Annotated in this window: 16 protein-coding genes; 13 read left to right on the top strand and 3 right to left on the bottom strand. The window is 61.7% G+C overall.

What is annotated here, in order from left to right:
- The first annotated feature begins 342 nt into the window (after positions 1-342).
- Together rhtA and ACI2JX_RS24210 are read left to right on the top strand one after the other, a co-directional pair.
- Positions 343-1230 (top strand): threonine/homoserine exporter RhtA, encoded by an 888-nt coding sequence (rhtA, locus tag ACI2JX_RS24215; RefSeq protein ID WP_264234903.1) that lies wholly within the window; start codon positions 343-345, stop codon positions 1228-1230.
- Between the two features lie 192 nt (positions 1231-1422).
- Positions 1423-1704, top strand: coding sequence for a hypothetical protein (locus ACI2JX_RS24210; RefSeq protein WP_264234904.1), 282 nt, complete (start codon positions 1423-1425; stop codon positions 1702-1704).
- 53 nt (positions 1705-1757) lie between these two features.
- Here ACI2JX_RS24210 and ACI2JX_RS24205 read toward each other — a convergent pair whose 3' ends face one another.
- Complete coding sequence (locus ACI2JX_RS24205; RefSeq protein WP_404691148.1) at positions 1758-3566, bottom strand: aminopeptidase P family protein; 1809 nt, start codon at positions 3564-3566, stop codon at positions 1758-1760.
- A 172-nt stretch (positions 3567-3738) separates the two neighbouring features.
- On the opposite strand from ACI2JX_RS24205, the gene ACI2JX_RS24200 reads away from it, so the two are divergent.
- Both ACI2JX_RS24200 and ACI2JX_RS24195 read left to right on the top strand, forming a co-directional pair.
- A complete protein-coding gene (locus tag ACI2JX_RS24200) occupies positions 3739-4851 on the top strand; it encodes a DUF3182 family protein (protein WP_404691147.1) in 1113 nt (370 codons plus the stop codon).
- The gene (locus tag ACI2JX_RS24195) at positions 4835-5605 is read left to right on the top strand and encodes an alpha/beta hydrolase family protein (RefSeq protein ID WP_404691146.1); all 771 of its coding nucleotides are present in this window, start codon (positions 4835-4837) and stop codon (positions 5603-5605) included. Before ACI2JX_RS24200 ends, ACI2JX_RS24195 begins: the two co-directional genes overlap by 17 nt.
- Here the strand turns inward: ACI2JX_RS24195 and ACI2JX_RS24190 are convergent.
- The gene (locus tag ACI2JX_RS24190) at positions 5584-5964 is read right to left on the bottom strand and encodes an antibiotic biosynthesis monooxygenase (RefSeq protein WP_264234908.1); all 381 of its coding nucleotides are present in this window, start codon (positions 5962-5964) and stop codon (positions 5584-5586) included. The two genes, ACI2JX_RS24195 and ACI2JX_RS24190, sit on opposite strands and share 22 nt — an antisense overlap.
- A gap of 86 nt (positions 5965-6050) precedes the next feature.
- Here ACI2JX_RS24190 and soxR point away from each other — a divergent pair, with 86 nt between their 5' ends.
- Positions 6051-6521: a redox-sensitive transcriptional activator SoxR gene (gene soxR / locus ACI2JX_RS24185; RefSeq protein ID WP_264234909.1), complete on the top strand. Its 471-nt coding sequence runs from the start codon at positions 6051-6053 to the stop codon at positions 6519-6521.
- A gap of 33 nt (positions 6522-6554) precedes the next feature.
- Complete coding sequence (locus ACI2JX_RS24180; RefSeq protein WP_264234910.1) at positions 6555-7112, top strand: cysteine hydrolase family protein; 558 nt, start codon at positions 6555-6557, stop codon at positions 7110-7112.
- Positions 7113-7115: 3 nt separating this feature from the next.
- Here the strand turns inward: ACI2JX_RS24180 and ACI2JX_RS24175 are convergent, their stop codons facing one another.
- Positions 7116-7679, bottom strand: coding sequence for a helix-turn-helix domain-containing protein (locus ACI2JX_RS24175; protein WP_368972437.1), 564 nt, complete (start codon positions 7677-7679; stop codon positions 7116-7118).
- Positions 7680-7762: 83 nt separating this feature from the next.
- Between ACI2JX_RS24175 and ACI2JX_RS24170 the strand changes: the two genes are divergently transcribed.
- The 7 genes from ACI2JX_RS24170 (at position 7763) to ACI2JX_RS24140 (ending at position 14941) form a co-directional block, all read left to right on the top strand.
- Entirely contained in the window at positions 7763-8722 is a 960-nt protein-coding gene (locus ACI2JX_RS24170) for a DMT family transporter (protein WP_264234912.1), read from the top strand.
- A 149-nt stretch (positions 8723-8871) separates the two neighbouring features.
- The gene (locus ACI2JX_RS24165) at positions 8872-11802 is read left to right on the top strand and encodes a monovalent cation/H+ antiporter subunit A (RefSeq protein ID WP_404691145.1); all 2931 of its coding nucleotides are present in this window, start codon (positions 8872-8874) and stop codon (positions 11800-11802) included.
- On the top strand, positions 11802-12146 hold the full coding sequence (locus ACI2JX_RS24160) for a Na+/H+ antiporter subunit C (protein ID WP_186555774.1): 345 nt from the start codon (positions 11802-11804) through the stop codon (positions 12144-12146). Before ACI2JX_RS24165 ends, ACI2JX_RS24160 begins: the two co-directional genes overlap by 1 nt.
- Positions 12143-13819, top strand: coding sequence for a monovalent cation/H+ antiporter subunit D (locus tag ACI2JX_RS24155; RefSeq protein WP_264234913.1), 1677 nt, complete (start codon positions 12143-12145; stop codon positions 13817-13819). The genes ACI2JX_RS24160 and ACI2JX_RS24155 overlap by 4 nt, the downstream gene beginning before the upstream one ends.
- Positions 13816-14304: a Na+/H+ antiporter subunit E gene (locus tag ACI2JX_RS24150; protein ID WP_264234914.1), complete on the top strand. Its 489-nt coding sequence runs from the start codon at positions 13816-13818 to the stop codon at positions 14302-14304. Before ACI2JX_RS24155 ends, ACI2JX_RS24150 begins: the two co-directional genes overlap by 4 nt.
- A complete protein-coding gene (locus ACI2JX_RS24145) occupies positions 14301-14579 on the top strand; it encodes a K+/H+ antiporter subunit F (protein ID WP_186555771.1) in 279 nt (92 codons plus the stop codon). Before ACI2JX_RS24150 ends, ACI2JX_RS24145 begins: the two co-directional genes overlap by 4 nt.
- Complete coding sequence (locus tag ACI2JX_RS24140; protein ID WP_264234915.1) at positions 14576-14941, top strand: Na+/H+ antiporter subunit G; 366 nt, start codon at positions 14576-14578, stop codon at positions 14939-14941. Before ACI2JX_RS24145 ends, ACI2JX_RS24140 begins: the two co-directional genes overlap by 4 nt.
- Positions 14942-14943 lie beyond the last annotated feature (2 nt).

Below are 14943 nucleotides of genomic sequence, written 5' to 3'. Positions count from 1 at the left end.
AAACTCGTTCAACTTCAAACACTTGACTCGCTTGCGATCTCTCGTAGCGGGAGGCGAATTCTACAGCGTTACTAGCTGCTGTCAACTACCTTTTTCACCGCTGCCGATCAGAAGATCGAAGCACCTCCAGCACTGCCTGGAACATCTAACTCGTTGATACTCAAGGAGTTTTCCGTTCCAACTACGCTGGAAGTGGGGCGCATTATAAGGGGATCTGAGAGGCCGTCAACCCTTAATTTCAATAAACCTCAATGAATGTTCAAAGTGCCGCTTGCGATCCCTTGCAGCTATTGCGCACTATAGTGCTCAACCGCACGATCACCCACGGATCACCCCCTAGACATGAGCACTCAACCCCGCAGCCTGGCCACCACCCTGTTCCCCATTGGCCTACTATTAATAGCCATGGCGTCGATCCAGTCCGGCGCCTCCCTGGCCAAGAGCATGTTCCCCATGGTCGGCGCGCAAGGCACCACAACCCTGCGCCTGGTATTTGCCAGCATCATCATGTTGCTTCTATTGCGCCCCTGGCGGGCACGCATGAACAGCAGCACCTGGCGCAGCGTGATCATCTACGGCATGGCCTTGGGCGGGATGAACTTCCTCTTCTATATGTCGCTGCGCACGGTGCCACTCGGCATTGCCGTCGCGCTGGAGTTTACCGGGCCCTTGGCGGTTGCGATTCTCGCCTCACGCCGGGCCATCGACTTTGTCTGGATCGCATTGGCTATCGTCGGCCTCCTGCTGTTGATACCGGTCGGCCAAACCGGCAGCGCCATCGACCTGGTAGGCGCCGGCTACGCGCTTGGCGCCGGAGTGTGCTGGGCGTTGTATATCCTTTATGGGCAGAAGGCCGGAGCCGAAAATGGTATTCAGACCGCCGCCCTTGGCGTAGTGATAGCAGCACTGTTCGTTGCCCCTATCGGCGTTGTGCACGCGGGCAGCGCTTTGCTCAACCCGGCGTTGATTCCCCTGGCACTGGGCGTGGCTATCCTCTCCACCGCCCTGCCCTACAGCCTGGAGATGGTAGCCCTGACGCGGATGCCAGCGCGCACCTTCGGTACCTTGATGAGCATTGAGCCGGCGTTCGGTGCACTGTCGGGCCTGCTGTTCCTCGGCGAGATACTTAGCGTTGCCCAGTGGCTGGCCATCGCCGCCATCATCACCGCATCGGTTGGCGCCACGTTGTCGATGCGCAAGGAAACCACGCCGCCGGTAGCTGCCGACTGATATGAGAAATATTTTCATTTGAGACGGCGTTAGCGGTTGTACCCATCCGCCCGGCTGATTAAGCTGTCACCAAATCATAATATTTACGCTATCTACTGTGCCGAACACGGACGCTGGGGAAATTTCAGGAAGAAATCGACGCGATGACGACGGGGGCAGGCAATGTGGTCGCTCCCGCATTTAAGGACAGGAATGAAACGTATTTTGCTCATCCTGGCCATCTTGGCCATTGCTGGGTGTGCCGCTACCGCCAAAACCGAGGTGAAGCGGGGGAAAAAGGGACTGCATATCAATTGCTCCGGCCTCTCCTCCTCCTGGGAAAAGTGCAACAGCAAGGCAGCCACCGCTTGCGGCAGTCGAGGCTATAAAGTCATAGCCCGCTCCGGTGACACTGACGAAGAGCCCGGCGACTACTTGTTCGGGATCAACCCGGCCGGCTATACCAGCCGCAGCATGATCGTGATCTGCAAGTAGCAACGGAAAAGGGCAGCCTACGGGCTGCCCTTTTTATTGCACGCGCAAGCTGCTCAGATCGCTGCGGTGCGCGCCTGCAGCCAGGCCAGCGCCTCGCCCTGCAGCAGCGGAGTCAACCGCTCACGTACCTCGGCGTGATAGCTGTTGAGCCAACGCAGGTCCTCTTGGCTGAGCATCTCGGGCAGCAGGCAACGGCTATCGATTGGACACAGGGTCAAGGTTTCAAAGGCCAGGAAATCACCAAAGGCACTTTTGCCCACTTCGCGATTGACCACCAGGTTCTCGATCCGCACGCCCCACTCACCTGGCCGATAGGTCCCCGGCTCGATCGAGGTGATCATGCCCGCCTGCATAGCGGTTTGTGGCGTGGTCGCCGCCTGGTAGGCGATGACCTGCGGCCCCTCATGCACATTCATGAAATAGCCCACACCATGGCCAGTGCCATGACCGTAGTCGACCTGGTCAGCCCAAATCGGCGCGCGGGCTATGGCATCGAGCAGCGGCGAGAGGATGCCGCGCGGGAAGGTCGTTCGCGACAGCGCGATCATGCCCTTGAGCACCCGCGTACAATCCTGGCGCTGCTCAATAGTCGGACTGCCAATCGGCACCATCCGCGTAATGTCAGTGGTGCCCCCCAGATACTGGCCACCCGAATCGATCAGCAGCAAGCCATCACCTTCGATCAGCGCATGCGATTGCTCGGTGGCGCGGTAGTGCGGCATCGCCCCATTGCGATTGAACGCAGCGATGGTGGAGAAGCTCAATGAGACGAAGTCAGGTCGCCGGGCACGGGCGGCGGTCAGGCGCTCGTCGATGGTCAGTTCGGTAATGGGTTCCTTGCCCAGGGTCGCTTCGAACCAGGCGAAGAACTCGCACAGCGCAGCACCATCCTGCTCCATGGCCTTGCGGATATGCACCAGGTCCTGCTCGCCCTTGCGAGACTTGCTCAAGGTCGTCGGATTGACCCCTTCAAGCAATGACACCTGCGCATCGAGCTTATCCAGCAACCCGCAGGTAACTCGCGTCGGATCGACCAGCAGCCGGCTGCCCTTGCCGATAGCCGCCAGCGCCGCGCCGATCTGCTCATAGCCCAGCACTTCAATGCCGTCGACCGACAACACCTGACGCAGATGCGGATCAATCTTCTCCAGCCCGACGAACAACGTCGCCTGCTCCTGGCTGATCAAGGCGAAGGAGACGAACACCGGATTGTAGGAAACATCGCTACCGCGCAGGTTGAACAACCAGGCAATATCGTCAAGGGTGGCAATGAAGTGCCAGTGGGCGCCCTTATCCCGCATGGTCTGGCGCAGAGCCGCCAGCTTCTGCGCGCGATTGACCGTGGCATGCGGTGGCAAGTGCTGATAGACAGGATTGCCAGGCAGCGCCGGGCGATCCTCCCACACGTGCTCAAGCAGGTCCTTGTCGGTCTTGAGCTGCGCCCCTCGCGCTTGAAGGTTGTGCGCCAATTGGCGAGAAGCACTCAGCGCCAGTACCGCACCATCCACTGCCACGCAGCCTTGCTGCTTGATGTTTTCCCCTAGCCACTCCAACGCGCCAGGCCGGCCGGGCAGCATTTTCATCAGTTCGATACCACTGCCGGCGAGCTCGTTCTGCGCCTGCTCCCAATAGCGGCTGTCGACCCACAGCCCGGCGAAATCCGCCATTACTACCAGGGTCCCGACCGATCCATGAAAACCGGACAACCACTGGCGCCCTTGCCAATGGCCCGGCAGATATTCCGACAGATGCGGATCGGCAGAAGGCACCAGCAAGGCGTCCACCCCTTCCTTGGCCATGACCTCACGCAGGCGTGCGAGGCGCGCTGGCACGCTTTGCTGAATCGGGGACTGACTGTTCATGCGCACTCCTGCGATAACTTCTTCGACATTCAATGGCCTCGATAATGGAACAGCTGCCAGCTCGCCGCAATCGGCATGATGCCGTTATCACCGCCGCCGTCGATCAATCTTGCTGAACTTCGCCGCCGCTGCGGCTTCACATTTCATACACGCCCAGCGGACGAGATTGCCCATGCCCCGTTCTCCAGAACCGCACAGCGCCGTAGTACTGCTCGACACCCGCGAGCACACCCCTGAGCACGAGCACGCCACCCATTTGCAACTGGCCGCGCACCTGGCCAAGCTGCTGGGCATAGCCTGTGCACAGCCTGATCAGCCACCAACCGCAGCTGATCGCTACTACTACCTCCCTACCGAAACCCTGATCGATCCGCAGCGCTACCGCGGTATGGGTATCAACAGCGAGCAGGACCTGTTCGGCGGCATGGTCAGCCATCCTTATATAGCTACCAAGGCGATCTCCCATCCGTTGCCCGCCAATGGCAGCTTTCCACCGGGCTGGACCGACGCCTTCGCCCAGCAGGCCAGTGATGCGCTGCTCAAGGGTTACACCGTGTTCAGCAAGGACGACGCCCGGCGTGCGGCGCAGTTGCTGCTGCCTGAGGGGGCGGTGCGGATCAAGCCCGTGTTGGCAACCGCAGGTCGTGGCCAGGAAGTCATCGAACAGATCGATCAGCTGGAACCGTTATTGGCTGATATGGATGACCAGACACTGATCCTTTGCGGACTGGTCCTGGAGGAAAATCTCACTGATGTGCAAACCTTCAGCGTCGGCCAGGTGCGAGTGGCCGGCTTGACCTGCAGCTATCACGGCACCCAGCGCCTGACCCATGACCACCAAGGTATCGAGGTATACGGCGGATCGGATCTGCTGGTGGTACGGGGTGACTACCAGGCCCTGCTGCAATTGCCCCTGGAAGACCCGGTACGCTTGGCAGTCAATCAAGCCATGGCCTATGAAAAAGCCGCTGAGCAGCACTTCCCAGGCTTTCTTGCCTCGCGGCGCAATTACGACATCGCGCGCGGGCTGGATCCGCACAACCATATGCGCAGCGGTGTACTCGAACAATCCTGGCGACTAGGCGGCGCCAGCAGTGCCGAAGTGCTGGCCTTGCAGGCGTTCGCCGATGACCCGGCCCTGCAACGGGTGCACGCCTCGAGTCACGAAGTGTTCGGCACCACGACGCTGCCCGCAGACGCCACTCTCTTCTATCAGGGGAACGACAGTGAACTCGGACAATTCAGCAAATACGCACGGATCCGCGAGCATGGCCATTCAGAGTGAGACCGTCGAATTGCAGGTCCAAGGCGAAACCATCGCCGGAACCTTGGTCAGCCCTGGCAGCAAGATGCCAGGCATCCTGTTCGTCCACGGCTGGGGTGGCAGCCAGCAACGCGACCTGGCCCGGGCACGGCAGATCACAGGCTTAGGTTGCGTGTGCATGACCTTTGATTTGCGCGGCCATGAAAAAACCGAAAGCCAGCGCCTGACCGTCACCCGCGAGCAAAACCTGGATGACCTGTTGGCCGCCTATGATCGGCTGGTCAGTCATCCTGCAGTAGACCCTGGCGCAATTGCCATCATCGGCAGCAGTTACGGCGGCTACCTGGCGACCCTACTGACCTTGCAGCGGCCCGTGAAATGGCTGGCCATGCGCGTGCCGGCGCTGTACTGGGACGACGAGTTCAACATCCCCAAGCAGGCGCTCGACCGCCAGCGCCTGAGTGCCTACCGCCAACGCAGCCTCGGCCCGGCCGACAACCGTGCCCTGGCCGCCTGTGCGGAATTTGCCGGCGATGTGCTGTTGGTTGAGTCCGAGCAGGACGACTATGTCCCACACAGCACCTTGATGAGCTACCGCTCAGCATTCGTCAGCGCCCACTCCCTGACTCATCGCACTGTCGATGGCGCCGACCATGCGTTGTCCAGTGAGGAAAGCCAAAAGGCCTACAGCGCGATCCTCGCCGCGTGGATCAGCGAAATGGTCATCGGCGCGCGCCTGGACCGCTACCCGCATTACGCGCCCTGGTACGCCTGAGGTTCGCCGACTTCGCAGTGCAAGCCGCCATCGACGCCGCGCACCAGACTGCGCAAGGTCTGATAAGCCGCGAAATTCACCCCCTTGGCCTGATGCTGGCAGAGCAGGTCAAGGAACGGCTCCTCGACAAAGCACGCGGTGGCCGCAGCCCATTCATAACGCGATTGCCATTGCAGGTATTGCAGCACCCGGCTGCCATCGTCGCTGGCCTGGATACTCACGCCCAGCAGGCCTTCGCAGCGCGAGGCCAGCTGCTCACTGCGCAGCACCAACGCTTGAGCCAGTGCCGCTTGACGCGCCGCTGGCACTTCGTATTCGATCATCTGGGTGAACCACAGGGCATTAGGGTTTGCCGTCATGGGCTGTCTCCTTGTAGCGGATACTTGCAGCAATGATGGCCGGCAGGGTAAAACCTCCAGTTAACTCAAGGTCAAGGACTATTTTCATGCCGAGCAAATCGCCCAACAGCGAAGAACGCCTGCTCAGCGTCGGCCAGCTCGCCAGTCGTAGCGGAGTAGCGGTCACTGCCCTGCACTTCTACGAAACCAAAGGCTTGATCCATAGCACTCGTAATGCGGGCAATCAGCGCCGCTATCCACGGGCGATGCTGCGGCGGGTGGCGGTGATCAAGATGGCCCAGCGCTTGGGCATCCCGCTGGCCGACATCGCCCAGGCCTTGGCCAGCCTGCCACAAGACCACACCCCCAGCGCCGAAGACTGGCAGCGACTGTCTGCACGCTGGCGCCAAGACCTGACCCAGCGCATCGAAGCGTTGACCCTGCTGCGCGACCAGCTCGATGGCTGCATTGGTTGCGGCTGCATGTCACTCAAGGAGTGCCCGCTGCGCAATCACCATGATCGTATGGCCGAGGAAGGCCCCGGTCCTCACCTGCCGGTGGCAAACGACTACGCTTGACTGACATTCGCCAAGACCCCACAGGAGGCAGCAATGAGCAACCAGGCTTTGATCATCATCGATATCCAGAACGATTACTTCGCCGGGGGCAAATGGACCTTGGAAGGCGCCGATGCGGCAGCTGACAATGCCGCCCGGCTGCTGGCCGCCGCCCGCGAGCGCGGTGACCTGGTGGTGCATGTACGCCATGAGTTCGAATCTGCCGACGCACCGTTTTTCACTCCCGCATCGGAAGGGGCGCAGATTCATCACAAAGTGACCCCAGTCGAGGGCGAGCCGGTGGTACTCAAGCACCAGGTAAATGCTTTTCGCGATACCAACCTCAAGACCGTGTTGGATCAACATGGTATCGACAAACTGACCATTGTCGGCAGCATGAGCCACATGTGTATCGACGCCGCCACCCGCGCTGCGGCTGATTTCGGCTACCAAGTCTCAGTCGCCCACGATGCCTGCGCCACCCTGCCCCTGGACTTCACCGACCAGCAAGTGCCTGCGGCGCAGGTCCACGCAGCGGCGATGGCCGCCTTGGCATTTGCCTATGCTGAGGTCGAAAGCACCGACAAGCTGCTGGACAGCTATCAGCGCTAGACCTCAGATCACCACATTGCGCACGAAGCGCACAGGTAAGTCACCTTCGTTGCGGTAGGCATAGGTGCAGTCGCTGGGAAAGACATGGAAGTCACCCGCGCCAAGTACGTGGACCTGCCCTTCGATGATCAAGGTCAGACAGCCCTCGGCGACGTAGATCTGCTCGCTCCAGCCCTGGGCGTCGGCTTCGCTGGCGTAGCATTCGCCTGGGGCCAAGGTCCATTCCCACAGTTCGACCTCGCGCCGGGCCGGGCTGGTGCCGAGCAACACGGCTTTGCTACCGGCATGCTCGCCGGCCCAGGCCAACTCGTCGATTCGGCTTGGGTCGCGCTTGTCCGGGGCCTGGATCAAGGTGCTGAAGGCCACCCCAAGGGCTTCGGCGATCAGGTCCAAGGTGGTCAGGCTGACGTTCTTTTCACCCGCCTCGATAGCCACCAGCATCCGCCGACTGACCCCGGAACGCTCAGCCAAGGCGGCCTGGCTCAAGCTAGCGGCAGCGCGCAGTTGACGAACATTCTGACTGACATGCTGTAACACCGAGGCTCGGTGCGCAGAATTTTTGTGCACTATATTGCTCACTCATCTAGGTTGCGCAGTATACTGCCCACTTTGCGGCGATTGTGCGCCGCCTCCGCCGAGTGTGCAAGACCATGAGCCAAGCCCCCGACAGCCCAAAGACCTCCGTTTCCTTGCGCCTGAGTAAAGCCGAGTTGGTGCTGGTGTTCATCACCATGCTGTGGGGTGGCACCTTCCTGATCGTGCACAACGTCATGACCGTCAGCGGGCCGATGTTCTTCGTCGGCCTGCGTTTTGCTGCGGCCGCCTTGTTCGTTGGCCTGGTCTCGGCGCGCGCACTGTCAGGGCTGACCTTCACCGAGCTCAAGGCCGGGGTGCTGATCGGGGTGACAATCATGCTCGGCTACGGTTTGCAGACCATGGGCCTGCAGAGCATCAGCAGCAGTCAATCGGCGTTCATCACGGCCCTTTACGTGCCGTTCGTGCCGCTGCTGCAATGGCTGGTGCTGGGCCGTCGCCCTGGACTGATGCCAAGCATTGGCATCTGCCTGGCCTTTATCGGGCTGATGCTGCTCGCCGGCCCCACCGGTGGCAGCTTGCACTTTAGCGAAGGCGAACTGGTAACGCTGGTCAGCGCGGTAGCGATTGCCGGTGAAATCATCCTGATCAGTCGTTACGCCGGCCAAGTCGACGTGCGCCGGGTCACCGTGGTGCAACTGGCTACCGCCTCGGCCTTGTCGTTCCTGATGATCGTGCCAACCCAAGAACAACTGCCGGACTTCTCCTGGCTGTTGCTGAGCAGCGCGCTTGGCCTGGGCCTGATGAGCGCGATCATCCAGGTGGCCATGAACTGGGCACAGAAATCGGTTTCGCCCACCCGGGCGACCCTGATCTATGCAGGTGAGCCGGTCTGGGCTGGGGTAGTCGGACGCATTGCCGGCGAGCGGCTGCCAGGCGTTGCGCTGCTGGGTGGCCTGCTAATTGTGGTCGCGGTTATCGTCAGTGAGTTGAAAGTACGCCGTACGCGCGACACCGAGCAACAGCAAGCCGAAGACCTGCACCATGCTCAAGGCGAACGCGAAACAAGACAATAAAGCGGCAAACAGCAGCTATGCTTTGAAAAAAACTGTTATAAAAAAACAGCGTGTCACACCCCTTTTGTATGATTCTGCGACAGCTTGCGTGTTGGTGATCACCCTCCCGGCACGTATCATCCTTGGAAACTTCTCCAGATTAGGTCGCTATGTCATTGATAGTGCTATTGCTTCTGCCGTTCCTGGGCAGTTGCCTGGCAGCCGTCCTGCCGCACAATGCGCGAAATGCCGAGTCCATTCTCGCCGGGCTTGTGGCGTTGGTCGGCACCGTCCAGGTGGCACTGATGTACCCGCAAATCGCCAACGGCGGGGTTATTCGCGAAGAATTTCTCTGGTTGCCTAGCCTGGGCTTGAACCTGGTGCTGCGCATGGACGGCTTTGCCTGGCTGTTCTCGCTGTTGGTACTGGGCATCGGCACGCTGGTGTCACTGTACGCCCGCTACTACATGTCGCCGCAAGATCCGGTACCGCGTTTCTTCGCGTTTTTCCTGGCCTTCATGGGCGCAATGCTCGGCCTGGTGATCTCTGGCAATCTAATCCAGCTGGTGTTCTTCTGGGAGCTGACCAGCCTGTTCTCGTTCTTGCTTATCGGCTACTGGCACCACCGCGCCGACGCCCGCCGCGGCGCCTACATGGCGTTGATGGTCACCGGCGCGGGCGGGCTATGCCTGTTGGTGGGGGCCCTGCTGCTTGGCCATGTAGTCGGCAGCTATGACCTGGACAAGGTCCTCGCCTCCGGCGAGGCGGTACGGCAGCACGCCCTGTATCCGGTGTTGCTGCCGCTGATCCTGATTGGCGCGCTGAGCAAAAGTGCGCAGTTCCCCTTCCAGTTCTGGCTGCCACATGCTATGGCAGCACCCACCCCGGTATCGGCCTATCTGCACTCGGCCACCATGGTCAAGGCCGGGGTATTCCTATTGGCCCGGCTGTGGCCGACCCTGGCGGGTAGCGAAGAATGGTTCTGGATCGTCGGCGGCGCTGGGGCGATCACCCTGGTGCTGGGCGCCTTCGCCGCGATGTTTCAGAACGACCTCAAAGGTTTGCTGGCCTACTCGACCATCAGCCACCTGGGCCTGATTACCCTGCTATTGGGTTTGAACAGCCCACTGGCCGCAGTCGCCGCCGTGTTCCATATCCTCAACCACGCCACTTTCAAGGCGTCGCTGTTCATGGCGGCCGGGATCATCGACCACGAGAGCGGCACCCGTGACATTCGTCGCCTCAGCGGGCTGATCCGGCTGGTGCCGTACACCGCCACCCTGGCCATGGTCGCCAGCGCCTCGATGGCAGGCGTACCGCTGATGAACGGCTTCCTGTCCAAGGAAATGTTCTTCGCCGAAACCGTGTTCATCAGTTCCACCGCCTGGGTCGAGGCCGCCCTGCCGGTGATCGCCACCCTGGCCGGCACCTTCAGCGTCGCCTATGCGCTGCGCTTCACCGTCGATGTGTTTTTTGGCCCAACTGCGCAAGACCTGCCGCATACCCCGCACGAACCTCCGCGCTGGATGCGCGCGCCAGTCGAACTGCTGGTGCTGACATGCCTGGTGGTGGGCATCTTTCCCGCTCAATCGGTTGGCCCGCTGCTCGCTGCGGCGGCGTTGCCAGTGGTCGGCGGTACCTTGCCGGAATACAGCCTGGCGATCTGGCATGGCTGGAATGCACCGCTGATCATGAGCCTGATCGCCATGTGCGGCGGTGTGGTGCTCTACCTGCTACTGCGCAAGCAACTGCGTCGGGGCCGCTTCCCTTATCCGCCGCTGATCGAGCGCTTCAATGGCAAGCGTCTGTTCGAGCACGGTTTGGTGCGCCTGATGTTGCTGGCGCGCCGCGTTGAAGGGGTACTCACTACCCGCCGCCTGCAAAAACAACTGTTCATGCTGGTACTGGCGGCGTTTATCGCTGGCCTCATGCCAGTGCTGTATACCGGCCTAACCTGGGGTGATCGACCGAAAATCCCAGGCTCCGGGGTGTTCGTCGCGCTTTGGCTGATTGCCATTGCCTGCGCCATCGGCGCCGCCTGGCAAGCCAAGTACCACCGTCTGGCTGCGCTGATCATGGTCAGCGTCTGCGGCCTGATGACCTGCATCACCTTTGTCTGGTTCTCCGCACCTGACCTGGCCCTGACCCAACTGGCGGTTGAAGTGGTCACCACCGTGCTGATCCTGCTCGGCCTGCGCTGGCTACCGCGCCGGATCGAAGGGGTTTCGCCGCTTCCTGGCAGCCAGGAGCGCGCGCGCCTGCGGCGCCTGCGTGACTTGCTGCTGGCGGTGCTGGTGGGTGGTGGCATGGCGCTGCTGTCCTACGCCATGCTGACCCGGCCAACGCCCAACGATATTTCCTCGTTCTACCTCAGCCGCGCCCTGCCGCAAGGCGGCGGCACCAATGTGGTCAATGTGATGCTGGTGGACTTCCGCGGTTTCGACACCCTCGGCGAGATCACCGTACTGGTCGCCGTGGCCTTGACCGTATTCGCCCTGCTGCGCCGCTTCCGCCCGCCGAAAGAGAGCATGCAGTTGCCTGCCCAGCAACGCCAATTGGCGCCGGACGTGGTCACCGACCTGATCAACCCGCGGCATGCCACCGATACCGCCTTGGGCTTCATGATGGTCCCGGCTGCGCTGGTGCGCCTGCTGCTGCCAATCGCGCTGTTGGTGTCGATGTACCTGTTCATGCGCGGTCACAACCAACCGGGAGGCGGCTTCGTCGCCGGCCTGGTGATGTCGGTGGCGTTCATCCTGCAGTACATGGTCGCCGGCACCCAATGGGTCGAGGCGCAGATGAGCCTGCGACCGCTGCGCTGGATGGGCACCGGCCTGCTTTGCGCGACCCTGACCGGTGCCGGCGCGATGCTGCTGGGCTACCCGTTCCTGACCACCCATACCGCCCACCTGCACCTGCCGTTGCTGGGTGATGTGCACGTGGCCAGCGCGCTGTTCTTCGACATCGGCGTATACACCGTGGTGGTGGGTTCGACCCTGCTGATCCTGACCGCACTGGCGCACCAATCGGTCCGCGCCTATCGCCCCAGCAGCCCGCAGAGAACCAACCCACAGCAATCCAGCCAAGCAGGAGCCGCCTGATGGAAGAAGTCATAGCAGTAGCCATCGGTGTCCTGGCCGCCTCCGGCGTCTGGCTGATCCTGCGCCCACGGACCTATCAGGTGATCATGGGCCTGTGCCTGCTCTCCTATGGGGTCAACCTGTTCATCTTCAGCATGGGCAGCCTGTTCATCGGTAAGGAGCCGATCATCAAGGACGGCGTACCGCAAGACCTACTCAACTACACCGACCCGCTGCCCCAGGCGCTGGTGCTCACCGCGATCGTCATCAGCTTTGCCATGACTGCACTGTTCCTGGTAGTGCTGCTGGCCTCGCGCGGCCTGACCGGCACCGACCACGTCGATGGCCGGGAGCGTGACGAATGAGCTGGATGAATCAACTGATCATCGCGCCGATCCTGCTACCGCTGGTGACCGCCTCGCTAATGCTGCTGCTCGGTGAAAAACGCCGGCGCCTCAAGGGCCATCTGAACCTGCTGTCGAGCATCATTGGCCTGGCGATTGCCATCACCCTGCTCACCTGGGTGCGCACTCAAGGTCAGGCCGAATCGATCGGCGTGTACCTGCCCGGCAACTGGCCGGCGCCCTTTGGCATCGTACTGGTAGTCGATCATTTATCGGCGCTGATGCTGACCCTCACCGGCATCGTCGGAGTCAGCGCCCTGCTGTTCGCCCGCGCCCGTTGGGATGGCGCTGGGGCTAGCTTCCATGCGCTGTTCCAGATCCAGTTGATGGGCTTGTACGGGGCCTTCCTGACCGCCGACCTGTTCAACCTGTTCGTGTTCTTTGAAGTGTTGCTGGCGGCCTCTTACGGCTTGCTGCTGCACGGCTCGGGGCGCGCGCGGGTCAAGGCAGGGCTGCATTACATCGCGATCAACCTGTTCGCTTCCTCGCTGTTTCTGGTCGGCGCAGCCATGCTGTATGGGGTCACCGGCACGCTGAACATGGCCGACCTGGCGTTGAAGATCCCGCTGGTGCCGGAGGCTGACCGGGGCCTGCTGCATGCGGGCGCGGCGATCCTGGCGATGGCGTTCCTGGCCAAGGCCGGTATCTGGCCGCTGAACTTCTGGCTGGTGCCGGCCTATGCCTCGGCCAGCGCGCCGGTGGCGGCGCTGTTCGCGATCATGACCAAGGTTGGCCTGTACGCAGTGCTGCGCCTATGGACGTTGCTGTTTTCCGGCCAGGCCGGTGCTTCGGCGCACTTTGGTGGGCAATGGCTGATCTACGGCGGCCTGGCGACCCTGGCAGTGGCGGCAGTGTGCATTCTCGCTGCCCAGCGCCTGGAGCGCATGGCGGCACTGAGCATTCTGGTTTCGGCCGGCACGCTGATGGCCGCAGTGGGCTTTGGCCAGCCGATCCTCACCGGCAGCGCGCTGTTCTACTTGGTCAGCTCGACCCTGGCACTGTGCGCGCTGTTCTTGCTGGCCGAGCTGGTCGAACGTTCGCGCTCGGCCAATGAAGTACCGCTGGATGATGACGAAGGCATGCCTTCGCCGTTGGAGTCGCTACACCCGCCCAAGGGCATCAACCTGGACGACGAGCAGAAGGCGGTGATCGGCCAGATCATCCCCTGGACCATGGCCTTCCTCGGCTTGAGTTTCATTGCCTGCGCCTTGCTGATCATTGGCATGCCGCCGCTGTCTGGCTTTATTGGCAAGCTGGGCCTGATCAGCGCGCTGTTCAATCCGCTCGGCCTGGGCACCGCCCCCGAGCAGCCGTTGTCCGCCGCTGGCTGGACGCTGGTAACGCTGTTGATCCTGTCGGGCATGGCCTCGCTGATTGCCTTCGGCCGTGTCGGCATCCAGCGCTTCTGGAAGCCTGAAGAGCGCCCTTCGCCACTGCTGCGACGCTATGAGTGCCTGCCGATCGTGATCCTGCTCGGCTTGTGCATCATCTTGAGCTTCAGGGCCGAGCCACTGCTGCGTTACACCCAGGATACCGCCGCGAGCTTGCAAGCGCCTGATGCCTATATCGATGCGGTGATGGCTACCCGGCCGGTCCCAGGCCCTACCACCTTTGACGTACAGGTGCAGCCATGAGCCGAGTCTTCCCCGCACCGCTGCTGTCCGTTGCGCTATTCGTTCTGTGGTTGCTGCTGAACCTGTCACTGAGCCCTGGCAATCTGCTGCTGGGCGCTCTGCTGGGCATTCTTGCGCCGATCCTGATGGCGCCGCTGCGCCCTCAGCACGCACACGTGCACCGGCCGTGGGTGATCGCCAAGCTGATCGGCCGCGTAGGCCTGGATGTGATCATTTCGAACCTGCTCGTAGCGCGTAGCGTGCTGCGTGTCGGCAGCCGTCCGCCACGCTCGGCGTTCGTCCACATTCCCTTGGCCTTGCGCGATGCCCACGGCCTGGCGGCCTTATCGATGATCACCACGGTGGTGCCCGGTACCGTCTGGTCGGAGCTGGCGCTGGACCGCAGTGTCCTGCTGCTGCATGTGTTCGACCTGGACGACGAAGCGGACTTCATCGACCACTTCAAGCACACCTATGAACGCCCGCTGATGGAGATTTTCGAATGACAGGCCTGCTCGCCAACGCCATTCTCGCCAGCTTGTTCATCTTCGCCATCGCCATGGCCCTGGCGCTGGTCAGGTTGTTTCGCGGGCCGTCCGCCCAGGACCGAGTGCTGGCGCTGGACTACCTGTACATCTTGGCCATGCTGATGATGCTGGTGCTGGGCATTCGCTACGCCAGTGATACCTATTTCGAAGGCGCACTCCTGATCGCCCTGTTCGGCTTCGTCGGCTCCTTCGCCCTGGCCAAATTTCTCTTGCGCGGTGAGGTGATCGAATGACCGAAGCCCTTGAACTGCCATTTTGGCTAGAGCTGGTCACTGCCGCCCTGTTGCTGACCGCCAGCCTGTTCGCCCTGATCGGTGCCCTGGGGCTGGTGCGCATGAAAGACTACTTCCAACGCATGCACCCGCCTGCGCTGGCATCGACCATCGGCGCCTGGTGCGTTAGCCTGGCGTCGATTGTGTACTTCTCATGGGTCAAGCAGGGGCCGGTGCTGCATGCCTGGCTGATTCCAATCTTGCTGTCGATCACCGTGCCGGTGACCACACTGCTGCTCGCCAGAGCGGCCTTGTTTCGCAAGCGCATGTCGGGGGAATCGGTGCCAGAAGAAGTCAGCAGCGGCCGCGATCGCGGCAACTGAAC

It is taken from the genome of Pseudomonas sp. NPDC088890, assembly GCF_044900155.1.
In the GTDB taxonomy this organism is placed as follows: Bacteria; Pseudomonadota; Gammaproteobacteria; order Pseudomonadales; family Pseudomonadaceae; genus Aquipseudomonas; species Aquipseudomonas urmiensis.
Note: the sequence above shows the minus strand (reverse complement) of the source record. Positions and strands in the feature narration are given on the sequence as shown.

Excerpts from the sequence above, each read along its gene's own strand:
- rhtA (WP_264234903.1), top strand. The coding sequence starts at position 343 with ATGAGCACTCAACCCCGCAGCCTGGCCACCACCCTGTTCCCCATTGGC.
- ACI2JX_RS24210 (WP_264234904.1), top strand. The coding sequence starts at position 1,423 with ATGAAACGTATTTTGCTCATCCTGGCCATCTTGGCCATTGCTGGGTGT.
- ACI2JX_RS24205 (WP_404691148.1), bottom strand. The coding sequence starts at position 3,566 with ATGAACAGTCAGTCCCCGATTCAGCAAAGCGTGCCAGCGCGCCTCGCA.
- ACI2JX_RS24200 (WP_404691147.1), top strand. The coding sequence starts at position 3,739 with ATGCCCCGTTCTCCAGAACCGCACAGCGCCGTAGTACTGCTCGACACC.
- ACI2JX_RS24195 (WP_404691146.1), top strand. The coding sequence starts at position 4,835 with ATGGCCATTCAGAGTGAGACCGTCGAATTGCAGGTCCAAGGCGAAACC.
- ACI2JX_RS24190 (WP_264234908.1), bottom strand. The coding sequence starts at position 5,964 with ATGACGGCAAACCCTAATGCCCTGTGGTTCACCCAGATGATCGAATAC.
- soxR (WP_264234909.1), top strand. The coding sequence starts at position 6,051 with ATGCCGAGCAAATCGCCCAACAGCGAAGAACGCCTGCTCAGCGTCGGC.
- ACI2JX_RS24180 (WP_264234910.1), top strand. The coding sequence starts at position 6,555 with ATGAGCAACCAGGCTTTGATCATCATCGATATCCAGAACGATTACTTC.
- ACI2JX_RS24170 (WP_264234912.1), top strand. The coding sequence starts at position 7,763 with ATGAGCCAAGCCCCCGACAGCCCAAAGACCTCCGTTTCCTTGCGCCTG.
- ACI2JX_RS24165 (WP_404691145.1), top strand. The coding sequence starts at position 8,872 with ATGTCATTGATAGTGCTATTGCTTCTGCCGTTCCTGGGCAGTTGCCTG.
- ACI2JX_RS24160 (WP_186555774.1), top strand. The coding sequence starts at position 11,802 with ATGGAAGAAGTCATAGCAGTAGCCATCGGTGTCCTGGCCGCCTCCGGC.
- ACI2JX_RS24155 (WP_264234913.1), top strand. The coding sequence starts at position 12,143 with ATGAGCTGGATGAATCAACTGATCATCGCGCCGATCCTGCTACCGCTG.
- ACI2JX_RS24150 (WP_264234914.1), top strand. The coding sequence starts at position 13,816 with ATGAGCCGAGTCTTCCCCGCACCGCTGCTGTCCGTTGCGCTATTCGTT.
- ACI2JX_RS24145 (WP_186555771.1), top strand. The coding sequence starts at position 14,301 with ATGACAGGCCTGCTCGCCAACGCCATTCTCGCCAGCTTGTTCATCTTC.
- ACI2JX_RS24140 (WP_264234915.1), top strand. The coding sequence starts at position 14,576 with ATGACCGAAGCCCTTGAACTGCCATTTTGGCTAGAGCTGGTCACTGCC.